This is a genomic window from Corynebacterium mastitidis DSM 44356 (genome assembly GCF_000375365.1).
Classification (GTDB): domain Bacteria; phylum Actinomycetota; class Actinomycetes; order Mycobacteriales; family Mycobacteriaceae; genus Corynebacterium; species Corynebacterium mastitidis.
This window is the reverse complement of the sequence record NZ_AQXB01000001.1, coordinates 46865-66629: the sequence shown is the minus strand read 5'-3', so window position 1 is coordinate 66629 and position 19765 is coordinate 46865. Positions and strand designations below refer to the sequence as shown.

Genomic DNA, 19765 nt, shown 5'->3' with positions numbered 1-19765 from the left:
GCTGGGGCGCATGTCTTTTGTTGCTACCGAGCGGGCCAGGCTGCGCGATTTGTTGTTGGAGGTGGGGCCGCAGGCCCCCACGCTGTGCGAGGGGTGGGCCACGCGGGACATGGCGGCACACCTCTGGCTGCGGGAGCGCCGCCCGGACGCGGCGCTGGGGATGTTCGTCTCCCCGTTGGAGGGGCACCTCAATAGCCTCACCCGCCGGGTGCAGGCCCGGCCCTACGAGGCCGTGGTGCGGGAGTGGGGCTCCGGCCCGGGCAAGGCCTCCCCGGTGCGCTTCCTCGACGCCGCGATGAACACGGCGGAGCACTTCATCCACCACGAGGACGTGCGTCGGGGGGCGGGGGAGGCGGCCCCGAGGGACTTCTCCCGGCGGGTCAACGAGGCGCTGTGGCGGCAGTGCGGGCGGATGTCGGCCCTGCTGCTGCGGCGCAGCGGGCGCCCCGTGGTGCTGGAGGGCGCCGGGATGCGCCCCCTGGTGGCGGCGGATCGCCGGGGCGTGGCCGAGCGCGGGGACGACGTGGTGCGGGTCAAGGGGGAGCCGGGGGAGATCCTTCTGTGGTGCTGCGGGCGCACCGCCGTGGAGGTCGAGGTGGAGGGCCCGGAGGGCAGCGTCGTTCGGTCAAGCCTGTAGCGCTGACTGGCGGGGCCCGGTGCGTTTTTCCGGGTTCCGGTGTGGCGCATGTGAAACGTGGGGTTAGAACAAGTATTCTTGTGCGCATGCCTGCCACGAGTTCCTCCCCCCGGAAGCCGCGCCGCTCCGGCACCCGACCCAGCGAGACGCGACGCCGCTCCGAGGAGCGCACCACCGTGCTGCACCGGGAGGGGGGCGCGGTGCCCGCCACGGCCGCCTTCCGGGCCGCGGAGACCTCGCAGGAGCGCACCGGCAGCGCCGTGGGGGCCGTGAGCGGGGGGATAAAGTCCCTGTTCGGCGCCGCCGCCGCGGGCGTGGGGGGCCTGACCCGACGCCTGGGTGGGGCGCGAGACGACGATGAGAAAACGGAGGATATGAGCAGCAAGCCAAGGAAAAAGGCAGCGCGGGAACGCTACGAGGAGGACGAGGCCCCGGAGGAGTCCGCCTCCCTGATGGAAGGGGTGCGCGAGCATTCCGACGGCATCGGCCTGAGCCTGATCGGCGTGGCCGTGGTGCTGGGGGCCTCGGTGTGGTTCGACATCGCGGGGCCCATCGGGGAGTTCATCGCCCGGGGCGTGCACGCCGTGATCGGCGCGGGGGCCTTCGTGCTGCCCGTGGCCCTGGTGGCCCTGGCGGTGGCGCTCATGATGGGGGCCAGCCAGCCCCGCGAGACGGTGGCGCGCGTCTCGGGCGGGACCGCCCTGATCGCGGTGGCCATGCTCGGGCTCATTCACCTGCTGGCCGGGGCGCCCCACCACGCGGCGGGCAGGGACGCCGCCGGGGGTATCGTGGGGGCCTACACCGGGGGCGTGCTGGCGATGGGCTTCAGCCGCTACCTCGCCATCCCCATCCTGGCGCTCGTGATCTTCTACGGCGCGCTGAAGGTCACCGGGATCACGGTGCGCCAGGGCTACGACTACCTGGTGGAGCTGATCCGCAGCTCCGCCAACGCGGACCGGGAGGACGAGGACCCGGAGGACGCCTACGCCCACGTGGACGAGGAGCTGGAGCACCGCGTGCGCGGGGAGGAGCCGCGCCGCACTACCCCGCGCCGCCGACGCCCCGCCCCGCGCGGGTACGACGAGGAGACCCCGGGGGAGGAGCTGGACGAGGGCCCCGCCCCCGACGGCCTCTTTGCCGGGGCGTCGGCCGCCCCGACCCGCCGCCCCGCCGCGCCGAAGCGCCCGAAGCGGGCCGCGCGCCCCGAGCCGGAGGCGCCCGTGGCACCCGCCGTGGACGATACGGACGAGTTCCCCGTGGTGGACGAGGAGCCGGACTACCCGGAGCCCGAGGAGGCCCCCGCGCGCGACGCCGTGAGCACCAGCCGCGAGTCCATCCGCCAGGCGATCATCGCGCGCTCCGGGGTGGATGCCTCCCGGCGGACCCCGGAGGCCGTGCCTACCCCGCCCGCCCCGTCCAGCCCGCCTGCGTCGTCCGTGCCGTCGGCCCCAGCCGGTGCGAGCGCGGCGGACGAGGGGACGGACGAGGGGATGGACGAGGACTTCTCCGTGCCCGAGGCGATGGGGGAGCCCGGGGGCGACTACCGCGTGCCCTCCACCGGGCTGCTCATCGCGGGCGACCCGCCGCGTGAGCGCTCCGAGGCCAACGACCGCATGATCGAGGCGATCACGGCGGTGTTCGAGGAGTTCAAGGTCAACGCGGCGGTCACCGGGTTTTCCCGGGGGCCCACGGTCACCCGCTACGAGGTGGAGCTGGGCCCCGGCGTGAAGGTCTCCAAGATCACCAACCTGCAGTCCAACCTCGCCTACGCGGTGGCCACCGATAACGTGCGCCTGCTCACGCCCATCCCGGGCAAGTCCGCCGTGGGCATCGAGGTGCCCAACACGGACCGCGAGATGGTGCGCCTGGCGGACGTGCTCAACGCGCCCGCCACCGTGGAGAACAAGGACCCCATGCTCATCGGCCTGGGCAAGGACATCGAGGGCGACTTCATCTCCGCCTCCGTGCAGAAGATGCCGCACCTGCTGGTGGCGGGCTCCACCGGCTCGGGCAAGTCCGCGTTTGTGAACTCCATGCTCGTCTCTCTGCTCACCCGCGCCACCCCGGAGGAGGTGCGCCTGATCCTGGTGGACCCCAAGATGGTGGAGCTGACCCCCTACGAGGGGATTCCGCACCTGATTACCCCCATCATCACGCAGCCCAAGAAGGCCTCCGCCGCGCTGCAGTGGCTCGTGGAGGAGATGGAGCAGCGCTACATGGACATGAAGGCCGCCCGGGTGCGCCACATCAAGGACTTCAACCGCAAGGTGCGCTCCGGGGAGATCCAGGCCCCGGCGGGCTCGCAGCGCGAGTATCACCCCTATCCCTTCATCGTGTGCGTGGTGGACGAGCTGGCGGACCTGATGATGACCGCGCCGAAGGAGATCGAGGAGTCCATCGTGCGCATCACCCAGAAGGCGCGCGCCGCGGGCATCCACCTCGTGCTGGCCACCCAGCGCCCCTCGGTGGACGTGGTCACCGGCCTGATTAAGACGAACGTCCCCTCCCGCCTGGCCTTTGCCACCTCCTCGCTCACGGACTCCCGCGTGATCCTGGATCAGGGCGGCGCGGAGAAGCTCATCGGCATGGGCGACGCCCTCTTTATCCCCCAGGGCGCGGGCAAGCCGCAGCGCCTCCAGGGGTCCTTTGTCACCGACGAGGAGATCCAGCGGGTGGTCGAGGCCGCCAAGGAGCAGGCGGAGCCGGACTACACCGAGGGGGTCACCGAGGAGAAGGCCCCGGAGAAGAAGGAGATCGACGAGGACATCGGAAAGGACATGGACGACCTGCTGGAGGCCGTGGAGCTGGTGGTGACCTCGCAGCTCGGCTCCACCTCCATGCTGCAGCGCAAGCTGCGCATCGGCTTTGCCAAGGCGGGGCGCCTGATGGACCTCATGGAGACGCGCGGGGTGGTGGGCCCCTCCGAGGGGTCCAAGGCCCGGGAGGTGCTGGTCAAGCCCGAGGAGCTGGACACGATCGTCTGGATGATCAAGGGGGCCGACCCCGCCGAGGCGCCCAAGGAGGAGCCAGGCGACGCCGGGCCGGAGGAGGAGCCGCGCGCGGTGGAGGCCGCCTACAATCCCACGGGTGGGGCCTTCTAGTGCTAGAGTAATCACGCATTGGAGGGGAGTACCCCGCCCACGACATCGATCGTCAACACGGCTGGCACCGAGGTGCCCCCGGTCATGTCGGCTCGGCCATCAGCGAGTGGGGGAGACCTCCGGTTATTTTTCCCATCGAACCGGAGGTTGAGGCGGCATGACTGTTCCCTTCTGGATCTGGGCGGTCACCTTCGCGGTGATCCTCGGACTCTTTATCTTTGACTTCTATTCCCACGTGCGCACGCCGCACGAGCCCACCATCAAGGAATCCGCCTGGTGGTCCGTGATCTACGTGCTCCTGGCGCTGGTCTTCGGCGGCTTCGTCTACGCCGTGTGGGACCACCAGCACGGCATGGAGTACTTCACCGGCTACGTCACGGAGAAGGCCCTGTCCGTGGACAACCTCTTCGTGTTCGCGCTCATCATGGGAGCCTTCCAGATCCCCCGCAAGTACCAGCAGAAGGTGCTGCTCATCGGCATCGCGCTGGCCCTGGTGTTCCGCCTGGTCTTTATCCTCCTGGGCGCGTCCATCATCAACGCCTGGTCGGACGTGTTCTACCTCTTCGGCCTGTTCCTGCTGTTTACCGCCGCCAAGATGATCGCGGACGAGGTGCGCGACGCCCCGCCCACCGACCCCCAGGACATGCTGGTGATTAAGCTGGTGCGCAAGGTGGTGCCGGTGACGGAGACCTACGAGTCCGATCACCTGACCCTGAAGAAGAACGGCAAGCGCTACTTCACCCCGCTCATGGTGGCGCTCGTGGCCATCGGCATGGTGGACGTGATGTTTGCCCTGGACTCCATCCCCGCCATCTACGGAGTCACCCAGGAGGCCTACCTGGTGTTTACCACGAACGCCTTCTCCCTGCTGGGTCTGCGTCAGCTCTACTTCCTCCTGGACGGCCTGCTGGATCGCCTGGGCTACCTCTCCTACGGCCTGTCGGTGATCCTGGGCTTCATCGGCATCAAGCTCATCCTGCACGCGCTGCACGAGAACAAGCTGCCCTTCCTCAACGGCGGCCAGCCCGTCCACGGCGTCCCGGAGATCCAGACGGAGACCTCCCTGCTCGTCATCGTGGGCGTGCTGGTGGTCACCGTGGTGGCCTCGCTGTGGAAGAATAAAAAGGATCAGGCCTCGGGGACACCCGCGCGCCCGTAGCGGGTACAGTGATGGGCGTGAACGCATCGACGACGAGCGGCGGGTCGCCCGCGCGGGCTTCCTCCAACTGGAACCTGCCCAACTTCCTGACCTGCCTGCGCATCGTTTTCGTGCCGGTCTTTGCGTGGCTGGCGCTGCGCGCGGATAACACCCACACGGGGTGGATGTGGGCGGCCTTCGGCCTCTTCGCGGCCCTCATGGTCACCGACAAGCTCGACGGGGACATCGCCCGCGCCCGGGGGATCGTCACGGACTTTGGCAAGATCGCCGATCCCATCGCGGACAAGGCCCTCATGATCACCGCGCTGGTGTGCCTCAACCTCGTGGGGGCTATGCCCGCGTGGGTCACCGCGGTGATCGTGGTGCGCGAGCTGGGCATCACCCTGTGGCGCATGATGCTGCTGCGCCGGGGCCGGGTGGTTCCGGCGAGTAAGGGGGGCAAGCTCAAGACCGTGCTGCAGTCCCTGGCGGTGGCCATGTACCTGTGCCCGCTGCCCGGGTGGATGACGTGGCCCACCCACGCGGTGATGGGGGTGGCGGTGGCCGTCACGGTGGTCACGGGCGTGCAGTACATCCTCGACGGGCGCCGTCAGGGCACCGCGCCCCGGCCCGCCGCTACTCCGCGCGTGCGCTGATCGGATGGGGGACAACACCCAGGCCCTGGCCGCGCGCGTGGTGGCGCGCTGGACGGCCCGGGCAGAGACGATCGTCTGCTGCGAGTCGCTCACCGCGGGTCTGCTGAGCGCCACGCTGGCGGGGGTACCGGGGGCCTCGGCGGTGCTGCGTGGCGGCCTGGTGGTCTACGCCACCGACCTCAAGGAGACGCTGGCGGGGGTGCCCGCCGAGGTGCTGCGGGAGCACGGCCCGGTGGCGCGGAAAACCGCGCTGTGCATGGCGGAGGGCGCCCGCTCCCGGCTGGGCGGCACCTGGGCGGTGGCGCTGACCGGCGTGGCCGGGCCGGAGCCCCAGGACGGGCACCCGGTGGGGGAGGTGTGGCTGGGGGTGTGCGGCCCCGGGGTGCGCGAGGCGCGGAACCTGTGCCTGAGCGGGGATCGCGCCGCGATCCGGGAGGAGTCGGTGCGCCGGGCGCTGCGCGGCCTGCTGGCCGCCGCGGGGGAGGAGTAGCGCGGCTTGCGCCTGTGCGCTCCCCGCTAGGCCTCGGCGGGGGCGGAGAGATCCCCGGTGGCCAGCTCCTCGGCCACGTCGCTGAGCGCCATCGAGCCGGCGGCCTCGATGAGGACGTCGGCCACCGTGACCCCGAGGGCGTGGCAGACGGCGGCCAGCAGCTCCGAGGAGACCTCCTTGCGCCCGCGCTCCAGCTCGGAGATGTAGCCGGGGGAAACGCGGGCGGCCTCCGCGAGCTCGCGGAGGGTGATGCGGCGCTCGGAGCGGAACGCGCGTAGGGCGTCTCCCAGGGCCTCCCGCAGGAGCGGCTCCGGGCGCGGGGCCAGGCTGCCTGCTGAGGGGCGTGTGTCCAAGATAGCGGTGTGTGTACCCATCATGGTGTGTAACTCCCCGGGGGGCCTTTTTGTTCCCGGGCCCGGCGCGCCGTGTGCGCGGCGGGCAACGCGGTACCATGCACACTGACAACGCAAAAGGAGGACCCCCACGATGGCAAACCCGTTTAGCAAGGCATGGAAGTACCTCATGGCGCTCTTCGATAGCAAGATCGAGGAGAACGCCGACCCCAAGGTGCAGATCCAGCAGGCGATGGAGGAGGCGCAGCGCCAGCACCAGGAGCTCTCCCGCCAGGCCGCCGCGGTGATCGGCAACCAGCGCCAGCTCGAGATGCAGCTCAACCGCCGCCTGGAGGAGATCGAGAAGCTCCAGGCCAACACCAAGCAGGCGCTTCAGCTCGCGGACAAGGCGCGCTCCCAGGGCGATGAGCGCAAGGCCGTGGAGTATGAGAACGCCGCAGAGGCCTTTGCCGCGCAGCTCGTGACCGCCGAGCAGTCCGTGGAGGACACCAAGCAGCTCCACGACCAGGCCATCAAGCAGGCCCAGCAGGCCAAGCAGGCCGTGGAGCGCAACTCCGCCAAGCTCCAGCAGCAGGTGGCCGAGCGCTCCAAGCTGCTCAGCCAGCTAGAGCAGGCCAAGATGCAGGAGAAGGTGGCGGAGTCCGTCAAGTCCATGAACTCCCTGACCTCCGGGTCCGGCCCCAACCTGGACCAGGTGCGGGACAAGATCGAGCGGCGCTACGCCAACGCCCTGGGTCAGGCGGAGCTGGCGGAGAACTCCGTGGAGGCGCGCATGGCGGAGGTGCAGCAGGCGGGGATCCAGATGGCGGGCCACTCGCGCCTGGAGCAGATCCGCAGCGAGATGAACTCCGGCTCCGCGCCCAAGGCGATCGACGCCGGGGGTGCCACCGGCGCCCCCGTGGACGACGCGGTGCAGCAGCGGATGCGCGAGCTGCGCGGCGAGGCCTAGCGCGGCCAGGAGAGGGGGCTAGTCCTCCGCGCGGCGCGGATCGGGGGCGGGTTCGTCGTCTGCCTCGTCCCCGGCCCCGCGCGCCCAGAGGGCCTCGGCGATGGCCTGCGCGCGGTTGAGGGAGCGGATCAGCACGGGGACGACGAAGGCCCGCGCGCTCCACCCGGCCCCGCGCGCCCTGCGCGCCTCGAGCACCTCGCCCACGGTGCGCATCTGCACCGGGATCATGCGCAGCGTGAGGGAGAGGGCGAGGGAGAATCGCTCGGCGGGAAAGCCCCAGCGCCCCAGCGGCGCGAGCCTGCGCTCCAGCCCCTCCATGAGGTCCGCGATGGTGGTGGTCAGGGTGAGCAGGGCGGCGGCCATGAGGGAGGCGCACAGGGTGATGACCAGGGTGGCGGCGTGGGCGGGGCCGGCCTGCCACCACTGGAAGGCGCCGAGCAGCAGCAGCACGGGCAGCGGCGGCCAGAACTGCGACCACGCCACCGCCGGGGGGACGCGCGCCAGCAGGTAGAGCAGCGCGCAGGGCAGCGCGTAGGCGGCGGCCTGCGCCGGGGAGCCCACGGCGAGGACGCCGAGGATCACGTAGCCGAGCAGGACGAGGAGCTTGAGCCCCACCCCGGCCCGGTGCACGGGGGAGGAGCCGGGCACGTAGGTGCCCAGGGGGATGCGCGGGGAGGGAGGAGCCATCGGTTAGCCCTGCTCGTCCTCGATGCGCTCGACGTAGGCGGGGATGACGGCGTCCGGGGGGCCGTCGTCAACGATGCGCCCCCGGTCGATGCACAGCACCCTGTCGAAGCCGTCGAGGAGGTCGAGGTCGTGGGTGACCACGATGAGCTGCTGCTCCAGCTCCGCGAAGCGCCGCTGAATCCGGCGGCGGTTGCGCAGGTCGAGCAGGGTGGTGGGCTCGTCGGCCACGATCAGGCGGGGCTGGGCGATGAGCACGGAGGTCAGGGCGAGTAGCTGCTTCTGCCCGCCGGAGAGGACGTGGGGCGACTGCTCCTCGTGGCCCCGCAGGCCCATCGCGGCCAGCGCGCGGTCCGCCCGGTCCAGGCGCTCCTTCTTGGCCAGGTCCCGGCGCCTGCGCAGCGAGAAGGCGACGTCGTCGCGCACGCTGGGCATGATGATCTGGTTGTCCGCGTCGGAGAAGATGAATCCCACCAGCTCGCGCACCCGCCTGCCCTCGCGCCGCACGCTGAGACCGTCCACCTCCACCTCGCCGCCGGTGGGGGTGGCCAGGCCGTTGATCATGCGGGCCAGCGTGGACTTGCCGGAGCCGTTGGCGCCGATGATGCCCACGCGGTGCTCGTCGATGGTGGCGGTGACGTTGCTGAGGATGGGGCCGGAGCCCAGGTCGAGGCAGACGTCCCGGAAGGCGACGCTAGGCATGGCCGCCCGGGGTCGCGGTGGAGGAGGCGGGGGCCGCAGGGGAGGCGGCGGGACGCAGCAGGTGGGGCAGCGCGGTGTGGATCGCCGCGGCCGCGAGGACCACCACCGCGAGCTTGAGGGCGTCGATGAGCAGGAAGGGGCCCTGGGCGGCCAGGGCGGCGCCCACGGTCATGTCCGCGCGCAGGATCAGGCCCACCGCGCCGCAGAGGTACTGGGAGGCCAGGGCCACCACGGCGGCAACGGAGAGGGCGAGGTAGCGGTTGCCCCGCAGGTGGTAGGCGAGGAGCCCGGCCAGGGCGGTGGAGACGATGTAGCCCACGATGTAGCCCACGGTGGGTCCGCTGAGCGCGGCGGTGATGCTGCGGCCGCCGGCGAGCACGGGCAGGGCGAGGCCGAGCACGAAGAAGATGAGCACTGTCAGCAGGCCGCGGCGGGCGCCGAGGACCAGGCCGGTGAGGATGAAGGCGGCGTTTTGCAGCACGATGGGCACCCCGGCGGTGCCCACGGGGATGGAGACGAAGGCCAGCACGATGATGAGCGCGGCAAAGACCGCCGCCAGGGCGAGGTCGGTGAGGGATCGAAGCGAAGAGTTCATGGTAAAAACCTACCTTGAACGGTGTTCAAGTGGGCAAATCGCGGCCCGGCGGCGATTGGCTTTCGAACATGCGTGCGTGTATGTTCGAAGCTGTCACGGCGGACGCTTAGGGTGGAAGCCGATCGCCACGCGGGGAACCATCGGTCACTCGCGGCGGTCTCATGATGTGGAACCGTTACTCATTGAAGGAATAAGCGACATGGCAGCGAAGAAAAAGACCACCAACGCCAAGGGGAGCGGGGAGGACCGCCAGAAGGCTCTCGACGCCGCCCTGGCGATGATCGAGAAGGACTTCGGCAAGGGCGCCGTGATGCGGCTGGGGGAGGACAAGCGCCCGCCGGTGCGCGCCATCTCCTCCGGCAATACCGCGATCGACGTCGCCCTCGGCGTGGGCGGCTTCCCGCGCGGCCGCATCGTGGAGATCTACGGTCAGGAGTCCTCCGGTAAGACCACGGTGGCGCTGCACGCCATCGCCTCGGCGCAGAAGGAGGGCGGCATCGCCGCCTTTATCGACGCCGAGCACGCCCTCGATCCCGAGTACGCCCGCAAGCTGGGCGTGGACACGGACGCCCTGCTGGTGTCCCAGCCGGACACCGGCGAGCAGGCCCTGGAGATCGCGGACATGCTCGTGCGCTCCGGGGCGATCGATATCATCGTGGTGGACTCCGTGGCGGCTTTGACCCCGAAGGCGGAGATCGAGGGCGAGATGGGCGATAGCCATGTGGGCCTGCAGGCGCGCCTGATGAGCCAGGCCCTGCGCAAGATGACCGGCGCGCTGTACAACTCCGGCACCACTGCCATCTTCATCAACCAGCTCCGCGAGAAGATCGGCGTGATGTTCGGCTCCCCCGAGACCACCACGGGCGGCAAGGCTCTGAAGTTCTACGCCTCCGTGCGCTGCGACGTGCGCCGCATCCAGACGCTCAAGGACGGCCAGGACGCGGTGGGCAACCGCACCAAGATCAAGATCGTCAAGAACAAGGTCTCGCCGCCGTTCAAGGTCGCGGAGTTTGACATCATCTACGGCGAGGGCATCTCCCGAGAGTCCTCGCTCATCGACATGGGCGTGGAGAACGGAGTGATCAAGAAGTCCGGCTCCTGGTTCACCTACGAGGGCGAGCAGTTGGGGCAGGGCAAGGAGAAGGTGCGCCTGAACCTGAAGGACAACACCCCGCTCGCGGACGAGATCGAGAAGAAGATCCTGGCCAAGCTCGGCATGGGCGACGCCCCGGAGGAGGGCGCCGGGGAGGACGCGCTCAGCGACGACCCGGTGGACGTGGTGCCCAACGTGGACTTCGACGATGAGGACTAGGGGGAGCTGTTGTCTCAGGACGAGGTGCTGGAGCGCCTGCGCAGCGCGATAGCCAACTACCAGCCCACAGGGTTGGTGGACCCGGAGCGGGAAAAGGCCAAGGCCAAGGTGCGCGAGCGCGCGCTGAGACTGCTGGATTACCGGGCGCGGTCCCGCCACGAGCTGCGGCAGCGCCTGCTCAAGGCCGAGTACGAGCCGGAGACGGTGGAGGAGGTGCTTGACGACCTGCAGGAGGTGGGTCTGCTCGATGACGCCGCCTTTGCCCAGGAGTGGGTGAGCCAGCGCGCCCGCCGGCGGGGAAAGTCCACGCGGGTGCTGGCCCGGGAGCTGCGGGACAAGGGGGTCGGGGCCACGGAGCGCCGCGAGGCGCTCGACCAGATCAGCGAGGCCGAGGAGGAGGCCACCGCCCGGGCCGTGGCTCGGAAGAAGGCGCGCGGCATCAGGGGCGTGCCGGAGGGCCGTCACGAGCGCGACAAGGACGTGCGGCGCGTGCTCGGCGCCCTGGCCCGGCGCGGCTTCCCCGAGGGGATGTCGCTGGCGCTGGCCAGGGAGGCCGTCGAGGAGCGCTACGCGGAGCTGCGCGCCGCCTAGTTCCGCCCGGGACACGCCCAGGGAAACCACGGCGAGAATGCCGAGGAGGCCGGGCGGGCGCATTTGGGTTCCGCCCCGCATGGGCCACTAGAATGTGGCACCGTGATGCAGCAACAAACCCACCCCCGCACCTACGAGGTCAAGACCTTCGGGTGCCAGATGAACGTCCACGATTCCGAGCGCCTGGCGGGCCTGCTGGAGGAGGCGGGCTACGTCCCGGCGGACGCGGAGGCGCAGGCGGACCTGGTGGTGTTTAACACCTGCGCGGTGCGGGAGAACGCGGATAACCGCCTCTATGGCTCCCTGGGCCAGCTCAAAAAGGTCAAGGACCAGCACCCCGGCATGCAGATCGCGGTGGGCGGCTGCCTGGCGCAGAAGGACCGCTCCGTGGTGGTGGACAAGGCCCCATGGGTGGACGTGGTCTTTGGCACCCACAACATCGGGGCGCTGCCCGCCCTGCTGGACCGCGCCCAGCACAACGAGCGCGCCGAGGTGGAGATCGTGGAGGCCCTCGAGGAGTTCCCCTCGGTGCTGCCCGCCAAGCGCGAGTCCGCCTACGCGGGCTGGGTGTCCATCTCGGTGGGTTGCAACAACACCTGCACCTTCTGCATCGTTCCCTCCCTGCGCGGCAGGGAGGCGGACCGCCGCCCCGGAGACATCCTGGCGGAGGTGCAGGCCCTGGTGGAACAGGGCGTCATGGAGGTCACCCTGCTGGGGCAGAACGTCAACGCCTACGGGGTGCACTTCGCGGACCCGGAGATGGAGCGGGATCGCTCCGCCTTCTCCAAGCTGCTGCGCGCCTGCGGCTCCATCGAGGGCCTGGAGCGGGTGCGCTTTACCAGCCCGCACCCCGCGGAGTTCACCTCGGACGTGATCGACGCGATGGCGCAGACCCCCAACGTGTGCCCCCAGTTGCACATGCCGCTGCAGTCCGGCTCCGACCGCGTGCTCAAGGCCATGCGGCGCTCCTACCGCACCAGGAAGTTCCTGGGCATCCTGGAGGAGGTGCGCGCCAAGTTCCCGCACGCCGCGATCACCACGGACATCATCGTGGGCTTCCCCGGGGAGACGGAGGAGGACTTCCAGGCCACCCTGGACGTGGTGGAAAAGGCCCGCTTCAGCTCGGCCTTTACCTTCCAGTATTCCCCCCGCCCCGGGACCCCGGCAGCGGAGATGGACAACCAGGTGCCCAAGGAGGTCGTGCAGGAGCGCTACGAGCGCCTGATCGCCCTGCAGGAGCGCATCAGCGCCGAGGACAACGCGGCGCTGGTGGGCACGTCGGTGGAGCTGATCGTGCAGGATCAGGCGGGCCGCAAGAACCACCGCACCCACCGGATGTCCGGGCGGGCGCGGGACGGGCGCCTGGTGCACTTCGACCCCGTCGGCGCCGCCGAGCCGGTGCGGCCCGGCGACGTGGTGGAGGTGACCGTCACGGATTCCACCCCCTTCTTCCTCATCGCGGACTCCGGGGTAAGCAGCCACCGCCGCACCCGGGCGGGGGACATGGCGGAGGCCGGGCGCACCCCGACCACCGCCCCGGTGGGGGTGGGGCTGGGCATGCCGGGCCTGCGCCCGCGCGGATAGGGCGGGCGCTTAAGCCCGCTGCCACAACGACCTACATAAGGAACTTAAGGATGACGCAGGAGCAGGAAAAGTATTCGGCGGCGCAGCTCGCGGAGATGGAGCGCACGGCCTCCTCGCGCCTGTGGCTGGGCACCCCTGGCTACGTGCTGGCGGGGGCCTTCGTGTTCTACGTGGTCTCGCTGTTTCTCCCCCAGGTCACGGGGGTGCCGGGCTACAAGGTGCTCTTGTTCAGCGACGCCGCCGCGCAGGCCGGGGTGAAGATCACGGAGTACATCTTCGCGGTGTGCGCCTTCGCCGGGGTGGGGCTTTTTACCGGCCTGACGCTCGCGCTGCGGCGCACGGCCTTTGCGCTGATCGCCTGGATGTTCAGCACCGTGGCGCTGGTGGAGTCCCTGCTGGCCATGTGGCTGCGCCAGACGCGCCCGGGCGGGGAGGAGGCCACCGGCGCCGGGGTGGGGGCGTACCTGGCGATCCTCGCGGTGCTCGCGGCGGTGGTGGTGTACTCGCTGATCGCCCTGCGCCGCTCCCCGGAGCAGGAGCGCCTCGCGCGGGAGCGCGCCCGGGCGGACGACCTCGACGAGGTGGGCTACGCCCAGCGCGCGGCCCTGGTGCGCCAGCAGCGGCGCGGCGGGGAGAACCCCCTGCTCGTGGACGATCGCCGCGAGCGCGCGGCCCGGCGTTCCGCTCCGAGGGGCGAGCAGCGCGGCGAGCCGCGGTAGAACGGGGGCGGGGCAGCGCCAGGCGACGCTCCCCGTGTTCCCCGGTGCGGGGGCGGAGAGCGCGCACAGAGAAAGGCTCAGGCACTAGGTGCCCGAGCCTTTTTTGAGGCCCTTCGAGGGGCCGCTAAGCCCTAGCGATCCTCCACGGCCTGGGCCGCGGCGCTGGCCCACTCGGACCACTGGGCGGCTTGCGCGCGGAGCTGCTCGGCGCGCTTCTGGTCGCCCTTGGCGGCGGCCTGCTCGGCCTGGGCGTTAAAGTCGTCCACCTTGGCCTGGAACTGCGCGGCCCGCGCCTGGGCGGCGGGGTCGGTGCGCCGCCACTTGCTCTCCGCGGCCTCCTTCACGGAGCGCTCCACGGCGGCGATCTTGTCCTCGTACTCGCGCACCCGCCCCCGGGGCACGTAGCCGATCTGCTCCCACTTCTCCTGCAGCTCCGCGAGCTTGTCGCGGGCGGCCTCCAGGTTCTCCTCGGGGTTGATCTGCGGCCCGTACTCCGCCAGCAGCGCGTCCTTGGCGGCGGCGTTGTCGGCATACTCCTTGTCGCGCGCGTTGTTGGCGGCGGTGCGGGCGTCAAAGAAGTGATCCTGGGCGCCCCGGAACTGCTCCCACAGGGCGTCGTCGGCCTCGCGGGGGGCGCGCCCGGCGGCCTTCCACTCCTTCATGAGGTCGCGGAAGGCGCGGGCGGTCTCGGCCCAGTCGGTGGAGTCCTGGAGGGCGCGGGCGCGCTCCACCAGCTCCTCCTTGGCTCGCTTGGCCTGGGCGCGGGCGCGGTCCAGCTCGGCAAAGTGGGAGCCGCGGCGTCGGTTGAAGGAGTCGCGGGCGCGGGAGTAGCGCTTCCAGAGCTGATCGTCCGTCTTGCGGTCGATCCCGTGGATGGTCTTCCACTCCGCGAGGATCTCGCGGATGCGGTCCCCGGCGGCCTTCCAGTCCGTGGAGCGCGCGGCGATGTCCTCCGCCTCGGCGGCGAGCTTCTCCTTGGCGGCGATGGCCTCGGAGCGGCGGCGCTGCCGCTCCTGGCTCACCTGGGCCTGTGCGGTGTCCGAGTCCGCGACGATGCCCATCAGGCGGGTGTCGAGGGCGTCAAGGTCGCCGATCACGGCGGCGGTGTCGAGCTGCGAGCGCACCTCCTGGGCCTGGGCGCGGATCGCCTCGGCGTCCTCGGGGTGCAGCCGCAGGCGGTTCTCGAGGAGGGTCACCTCCGTGGCGAGGTCGTCGTAGCGGGCGCCAAAGTGGGCGAGCCCCTCCTCCGGGGTGCCCGCCTTGTACTGGCCGATGCGCCGCTCACCGTCTCCGGTGTGCACCCACGCGGTGCCGTCGGCCTCCACGCGCCCCCACCGGGAGGGATCGCTGGGAGCGGAGGGCGCGGCGGGTGCCTGAGCCGCAGGCCGGGGGCCTGGCGTGGGTTTCTTCTTGGCTAGTTGCGCCGGGCTCGGAACAGGCTGATTGGTCATATCGGAAAAGCACGTCCTTTGGTTTAGTATCACGCCGCGCTACGCGCGACCATCACACGTCACACTTATCCAATGTACAGGGCCAGCCCCGGCGCGTCATGGTCAACCCACTAACCTAGGGCGTGTGACAGCTCAGATGTTGGTGATGCCGGGAAGCCCCGCTTTGGTGGCCCCGCTGGCCCCCCGGGACGAGGCGGCGCGGCGGCTGTGCGCGCTCGCGCGCCGGACGGCACGGAAGTACGAGGAGCTGCCCGTGCACCTCGTGGGCAGCCGTGATCCCCGCTGGTTTACCGCCCACACGGGCAGCTTTCGCGCCTGGGGCGCCCCGCAGGTGCGGGTGGGCGGAGGGAACTATCTCCCGGAGTTGGTGATGCGCTACGTCCTCGAGGCCGCCGAGGTGGTGGAGGCCCGGGATCGCCTGGGGCACCCCCGTGAGGGGGTACTCACCGTGGTGGCCCTGGACGGCTCGGCGGGGCTGACCCCCCGCGCCCCGCTCTCGCTGCTCGACGGCGCCTCCTGGGCCGATCAGTGGTGCCGGGACCTGCTGGCCGGGCGCCACCGGCCGGGCGAGCGGACAGGCGAGGAGATGGGCGAGGAGGCGGACGCGGGGCGGCTGCGGGCCGCCGGGGTGATCGAGCCCGCGCTGTGGTGCGAGCTGGCGGCGCTGACCCCCCGCCACGCCTGCCTCGTGGACGCGGACGCCACCGCCGGGGTGGGGCGCTACGTGGCGGAGTGGCTGCTATGACGCCCCCCGCGCCGCCCACCCCCATCGCCGTGGTGGGCCCCACGGCCTCCGGGAAGTCCGCCCTGGGCCTGGCGCTGGCGCAGCGCTGCGGCGGGGAGATCGTCAACGTGGATTCCATGCAGCTCTACCGGGGCATGGACATCGGCACCGCCAAGCTCACGGTGGAGCAGCGCCGGGGCATACCGCACCACCAGCTCGACGTCTGGGAGGTCACGGAGACGGCCTCGGTGGCGCGCTACCAGCGCGCGGCGGTGGCGGACGTGGAGGCCATCCGGGCGCGGGGCCGCACCCCGATCCTGGTGGGCGGCTCCATGCTGTACGCGCAGTCGCTCCTGGACGACTGGCAGTTTCCCCCCACCGATCCTGCGGTGCGGCGGCGGTGGCAGGAGCGCCTCGAGGAGGTCGGCGTGGAGGCCCTGCACGCGGAGCTGGCTAGGCGCGACCCGCAGGCGGCGCGGATCATCGAGGACAAGGACCCGCGCCGCACCGTGCGGGCCCTGGAGGTCATCGAGCTGACCGGGCGGCCCTACCAGGCCAGCCAGCCGCCCATCGGCGCCCCGCCGAGGTGGGGCACCCGCATCCTGGGCCTGCGCACGCAGGCGGAGTGGCTGAACCCGCGCATCGAGCGGCGCACGCGGGAGATGTTCGACCTCGGCCTGGTGGAGGAGACGGAACACCTGGTGCGCCACCGGGGCCTGCGCCGGGATTCCACGGCGGGGCGCGCCATCGGCTACGCGCAGGTGCTCGACGCCCTGGCGGGCGAGCTGACCTGGACGGAGGCCCGGGAGCGCACGGTGACGGGCACCCGCCGCTACGTGCGCAGGCAGCGCGCCTGGTTCCGGCGCGACCCGCGCGTGCACTGGATCGACGCGGCGGGGGACACGCTTGCGCAGGCGCTAGACTGGCTCGGGTGAGTACTCAAGAAGGTTTGTTCTACGCCAAGGGCCACGGCACGGGGAATGACTTCCTCATCATCCCGGACGAGCGCGGGGAGATCGAGCTTTCCCCCGAGCGCGTGGCGCTCCTGGCCGATCGCCACCGGGGCCTGGGGGCGGACGGCATCCTGCGCGTGGCGCGCGGGCGCGAGCATTGGTTCATGGATTACCGCAACGCGGACGGCTCCGTGGCGGAGATGTGCGGCAATGGGGTGCGGGTGTTCGCGCACTGGCTGTATTCCCGGGGGCTCGTGGACGCCCCGCGCTTCCTCGTGGAGACGCGCGCGGGCCTGCGCGAGGTGGAGGTCCACGAGGCCACCGACCGGCGCGCGGTGGCCTCCGTGGGCATGGGCCGGGCGCGGGTGGATGGCCTGTCCACCGCCCGCATGGGGGACCGCTCCTTCGCCGGGCTGGGGATCAACGTGGGCAACCCGCACCTGGCGGCGGTGATCCCGGGGCTCGACGCCCCGGGCCTGGCGCAGTGGCCGCTCGTGCGCCCGCAGTGGGACGAGGAGTTTTTCCCCGAGGGCGTCAATGTGGAGATCCTGACCCCCCTGCGGGACGGAGCGGTGGACATGCGCGTGTGGGAGCGCGGGGTGGGCGAGACCCTCTCCTGCGGCACCGGCACGGTGGCCGCCGCCACGGCGGCGCTTGCCGACGCCGCCCTGACCACCGGGGAGGTCACCGTGCGCGTGCCCGGGGGAGAGGTCACGGTGCGCATCGAGGAGGAGGCCGCCACCCTCACCGGCCCCTCGGAGATCGTCGCCACCGGGCGCACCGTCTTGTAAGGGGCGCGTCGAGGGGCTAGTGGCCCCCGCACCCGCAGGAGCCGCTGCCTCCGCAGCACCCGCCGCCCACGGGGGCGGTGAGGGAGCCCGCGAACACGAAGGTCCCGGCGAGGACCTCGTCGCGCCGGGGAAGCTCGGGGGCGTCGGGCAGGCACACGTCGAAGGGGAAGGGGCCGTCCACGGTGGCGTGGATGAAGCGCTGCCCGGTCAGCTCGGTGGTGCGGTACTCGGCCTCGAGCACCCTGGCGGAGAACCGGGCCGAGGCGTCCGGCGCGGCGGCCCCGGTGCCCTCGGCCACGGCGCGGGCGCTGTCGGACTCGATCACCCCGAGGACGCCGCCGGTGGCGTTCTCGTACTCCACCGCCGAGGGGTACACGGCGGCGTCGATGCCCAGGGCGGTGAGGGCGATCTGCTGGAACTGCTGCTGGCCGTCCTCCGCGAGCAGCGGCCCCTGGGCGAGGTTGCAGGTGATGGTGGCCAGCGGGTTGCCCATCGGGTCCACCACCTCGCACAGCGCCACCACGTCCGTGAGCATGTCCACGTGCGCAAACGTCTGGGTTACGGAGTCAAACCCCGCGAACGTGGCAAAGGGCTCCACCGCCAGGATGTTGATCCGCGCCCCGGAGCGATCCGAGAACTGGATGAGCTGCCCGCCGCGCACCTCCCCGGTCACGGAGAGGGACTGGGAGGCGATCGCGGCCTCCACGGCGTCCTGCCACGTAGAAAAACCCAGGCCTATGCTTTTGAGATCCGTGCTCATGGCTCAAACTCTAGTACCGGGCGGCACCGGGCACGGAATGTGGGGCAACGGGCCGCCCCGTGTCAGAATAGACGGCGATGAACAACCCAATGGATTCCGCAGCCTCCCGAGACCACGAGGAGCTGCTTTCTCAGGCCTTTGGCCGCACCGCCGATCGCCCCGTGGACGAGGAGAACCCCACCCTGGGTGACCTCGACCTCGCCGAGCGCAACTCCCTGCGCAGGGTGGGCAGCCGCACCACGATCCACGCCGAGGAGCAGGCGGACGGGTACGAGGTGGAGTACCGCAAGCTGCGCCTGGAGCGGGTGATCCTGGTGGGGGTGTGGACCGAGGGCACGGCGGCGGAGGTGGAGGCCGCCATGGGCGAGCTGTCCGCGCTGGCCCAGACCGCCGGCGCCGAGGTCATCGAGATGCTCTACCAGCGCCGCGACAAGCCGGACGCCGGCACCTACGTGGGCTCGGGCAAGGTCGCGGAGCTGCGCGACATCGTGGCCGCCACGGAGGCGGACACCGTGATCTGCGACGGCGAGCTCAACCCCGGTCAGCTCGTGGCCCTGGAGAACGCGCTCAACACCAAGGTCATCGACCGCACCATGCTCATCCTGGACATCTTTGCCCAGCACGCCAAGTCCAAGGAGGGCAAGGCGCAGGTGTCCCTGGCGCAGATGGAGTACCTCATCACCCGCGTGCGCGGCTGGGGCGGCAACCTCTCCCGCCAGGCGGGCGGGCGCGCCGGGTCGAACGGCGGCGTGGGGCTGCGCGGCCCCGGCGAGACCAAGATCGAGGCGGATCGCCGCCGCCTGCGCGCGGACATGGCGCGGCTGCGCAAGGAACTGGCGGCCATGAAGACCTCCCGCGAGGTCAAGCGCTCCCGGCGCAGCGTCTCCCTGACGCCGAAGATCGCCATCGCCGGGTACACCAACGCCGGGAAGTCCTCCCTCATCAACGCCCTGACCGGCGCCGGGGTGCTGGTGGAGGACGCGCTGTTCGCCACGCTCGACCCCACCACCCGCAAGGCGCAGCTCGCGGACGGGCGCTCGATCATCTTCACCGACACGGTGGGCTTCGTGCGGCACCTACCCACACAACTCGTGGAGGCCTTCAAGTCCACCCTGGAGGAGGTGGTGGAGGCGGACCTCATGCTGCACGTGGTGGACGGCTCCGACCCCTTCCCGCTCAAGCAGATCCAGGCCGTGAACAAGGTTATCGCGGACATCGTCCGGGAGACGGGGGCGCAGGCCCCGCCCGAGGTGATCGTGGTGAACAAGATCGACGCCGCCGATCCCGTGGCGCTGGCGGAGCTGCGGCACGTGCTGGAGGACGTGGTGTTCGTCTCCGCCGTCACGGGGGAGGGCATCGGGGAGCTGGAGTCGCGCATCGAGCTGTTCTTGAACACCCTGGACAGCCACGTGGTGCTGGAGATCCCCTTCACCCGGGGCGATCTGGTATCCCGCGTCCACGAGTTCGGCACGGTGCTGGGGGAGGAATACACCTCCGGGGGCACGCGCATCGACGTGCGCCTGCCGCGCCGCCTGGCCGAGGAGTTGCGGGAGTTCACCGTCTGACCCCTCGTGG

General features: G+C 71.0%; 20 protein-coding genes. 14 read left to right on the top strand and 6 right to left on the bottom strand.

From position 1 onward, the window contains the following. The first annotated feature begins 10 nt into the window (after nucleotides 1–10). The 5 genes from B140_RS0100330 (at nucleotide 11) to B140_RS0100310 (ending at nucleotide 6022) form a co-directional block, all read left to right on the top strand. Nucleotides 11–637 carry a TIGR03085 family metal-binding protein gene (locus tag B140_RS0100330; RefSeq protein WP_244874361.1) on the top strand — a complete coding sequence of 209 codons (627 nt, stop codon included), beginning with the start codon at nucleotides 11–13 and terminating at the stop codon, nucleotides 635–637. Nucleotides 638–723: 86 nt separating this feature from the next. Then, on the top strand, nucleotides 724–3738 hold the full coding sequence (locus tag B140_RS0100325; protein WP_083912176.1) for a DNA translocase FtsK: 3015 nt from the start codon (nucleotides 724–726) through the stop codon (nucleotides 3736–3738). A gap of 157 nt (nucleotides 3739–3895) precedes the next feature. Continuing rightward, nucleotides 3896–4897: a TerC/Alx family metal homeostasis membrane protein gene (locus B140_RS0100320; protein WP_018117352.1), complete on the top strand. Its 1002-nt coding sequence runs from the start codon at nucleotides 3896–3898 to the stop codon at nucleotides 4895–4897. Nucleotides 4898–4908: 11 nt separating this feature from the next. After that, a complete protein-coding gene (gene pgsA, locus B140_RS0100315) occupies nucleotides 4909–5532 on the top strand; it encodes a CDP-diacylglycerol--glycerol-3-phosphate 3-phosphatidyltransferase (RefSeq protein WP_018117351.1) in 624 nt (207 codons plus the stop codon). Nucleotides 5533–5536: 4 nt separating this feature from the next. Beyond that, nucleotides 5537–6022, top strand: coding sequence for a CinA family protein (locus tag B140_RS0100310; RefSeq protein WP_018117350.1), 486 nt, complete (start codon nucleotides 5537–5539; stop codon nucleotides 6020–6022). Between the two features lie 26 nt (nucleotides 6023–6048). Here B140_RS0100310 and B140_RS0100305 read toward each other — a convergent pair whose 3' ends face one another. Continuing rightward, entirely contained in the window at nucleotides 6049–6396 is a 348-nt protein-coding gene (locus B140_RS0100305) for a helix-turn-helix domain-containing protein (RefSeq protein ID WP_026165805.1), read from the bottom strand. A 112-nt stretch (nucleotides 6397–6508) separates the two neighbouring features. Here B140_RS0100305 and B140_RS0100300 point away from each other — a divergent pair, with 112 nt between their 5' ends. Further along, entirely contained in the window at nucleotides 6509–7324 is an 816-nt protein-coding gene (locus B140_RS0100300; protein ID WP_018117348.1) for a PspA/IM30 family protein, read from the top strand. Nucleotides 7325–7342: 18 nt separating this feature from the next. Here B140_RS0100300 and B140_RS0100295 read toward each other — a convergent pair whose 3' ends face one another. From B140_RS0100295 to B140_RS0100285, 3 genes are read right to left on the bottom strand one after another with little or no spacing between them, the layout of a single operon-like run. Then, a complete protein-coding gene (locus B140_RS0100295; RefSeq protein WP_018117347.1) occupies nucleotides 7343–8011 on the bottom strand; it encodes a CbiQ family ECF transporter T component in 669 nt (222 codons plus the stop codon). A 3-nt stretch (nucleotides 8012–8014) separates the two neighbouring features. Continuing rightward, nucleotides 8015–8710, bottom strand: a complete 696-nt coding sequence (locus B140_RS0100290; RefSeq protein ID WP_018117346.1) for an energy-coupling factor ABC transporter ATP-binding protein — start codon at nucleotides 8708–8710, stop codon at nucleotides 8015–8017. Then, on the bottom strand, nucleotides 8703–9305 hold the full coding sequence (locus B140_RS0100285; RefSeq protein ID WP_018117345.1) for a biotin transporter BioY: 603 nt from the start codon (nucleotides 9303–9305) through the stop codon (nucleotides 8703–8705). The genes B140_RS0100290 and B140_RS0100285 overlap by 8 nt, the downstream gene beginning before the upstream one ends. A 199-nt stretch (nucleotides 9306–9504) precedes the next feature. Here B140_RS0100285 and recA point away from each other — a divergent pair, with 199 nt between their 5' ends. The 4 genes from recA (at nucleotide 9505) to B140_RS0100265 (ending at nucleotide 13511) form a co-directional block, all read left to right on the top strand. Continuing rightward, the gene (recA, locus tag B140_RS0100280; RefSeq protein WP_018117344.1) at nucleotides 9505–10617 is read left to right on the top strand and encodes a recombinase RecA; all 1113 of its coding nucleotides are present in this window, start codon (nucleotides 9505–9507) and stop codon (nucleotides 10615–10617) included. A 9-nt stretch (nucleotides 10618–10626) separates the two neighbouring features. Beyond that, on the top strand, nucleotides 10627–11208 hold the full coding sequence (locus B140_RS0100275; RefSeq protein ID WP_018117343.1) for a regulatory protein RecX: 582 nt from the start codon (nucleotides 10627–10629) through the stop codon (nucleotides 11206–11208). 105 nt (nucleotides 11209–11313) lie between these two features. Further along, nucleotides 11314–12792 carry a tRNA (N6-isopentenyl adenosine(37)-C2)-methylthiotransferase MiaB gene (gene miaB, locus B140_RS0100270; protein WP_018117342.1) on the top strand — a complete coding sequence of 493 codons (1479 nt, stop codon included), beginning with the start codon at nucleotides 11314–11316 and terminating at the stop codon, nucleotides 12790–12792. Nucleotides 12793–12842: 50 nt separating this feature from the next. Further along, nucleotides 12843–13511, top strand: coding sequence for an Rv2732c family membrane protein (locus tag B140_RS0100265; RefSeq protein ID WP_018117341.1), 669 nt, complete (start codon nucleotides 12843–12845; stop codon nucleotides 13509–13511). 131 nt (nucleotides 13512–13642) lie between these two features. Here B140_RS0100265 and B140_RS0100260 read toward each other — a convergent pair whose 3' ends face one another. After that, nucleotides 13643–14962, bottom strand: a complete 1320-nt coding sequence (locus tag B140_RS0100260; protein ID WP_026165804.1) for a DUF349 domain-containing protein — start codon at nucleotides 14960–14962, stop codon at nucleotides 13643–13645. Between the two features lie 124 nt (nucleotides 14963–15086). On the opposite strand from B140_RS0100260, the gene B140_RS0100255 reads away from it, so the two are divergent. The 3 genes from B140_RS0100255 to dapF are packed head-to-tail and all read left to right on the top strand — an operon-like array spanning nucleotide 15087 to nucleotide 17430. Beyond that, complete coding sequence (locus tag B140_RS0100255; RefSeq protein ID WP_026165803.1) at nucleotides 15087–15707, top strand: hypothetical protein; 621 nt, start codon at nucleotides 15087–15089, stop codon at nucleotides 15705–15707. Next, a complete protein-coding gene (miaA, locus tag B140_RS0100250; RefSeq protein ID WP_018117338.1) occupies nucleotides 15704–16621 on the top strand; it encodes a tRNA (adenosine(37)-N6)-dimethylallyltransferase MiaA in 918 nt (305 codons plus the stop codon). Before B140_RS0100255 ends, miaA begins: the two co-directional genes overlap by 4 nt. A 14-nt stretch (nucleotides 16622–16635) precedes the next feature. Further along, complete coding sequence (dapF, locus tag B140_RS0100245; RefSeq protein WP_018117337.1) at nucleotides 16636–17430, top strand: diaminopimelate epimerase; 795 nt, start codon at nucleotides 16636–16638, stop codon at nucleotides 17428–17430. Between the two features lie 16 nt (nucleotides 17431–17446). Here the strand turns inward: dapF and B140_RS0100240 are convergent, their stop codons facing one another. Then, nucleotides 17447–18190, bottom strand: a complete 744-nt coding sequence (locus tag B140_RS0100240) for a hypothetical protein (RefSeq protein ID WP_018117336.1) — start codon at nucleotides 18188–18190, stop codon at nucleotides 17447–17449. Nucleotides 18191–18279: 89 nt separating this feature from the next. On the opposite strand from B140_RS0100240, the gene hflX reads away from it, so the two are divergent. Then, nucleotides 18280–19755 (top strand): GTPase HflX, encoded by a 1476-nt coding sequence (gene hflX, locus B140_RS0100235; RefSeq protein WP_018117335.1) that lies wholly within the window; start codon nucleotides 18280–18282, stop codon nucleotides 19753–19755. Nucleotides 19756–19765: the final 10 nt, after the last annotated feature.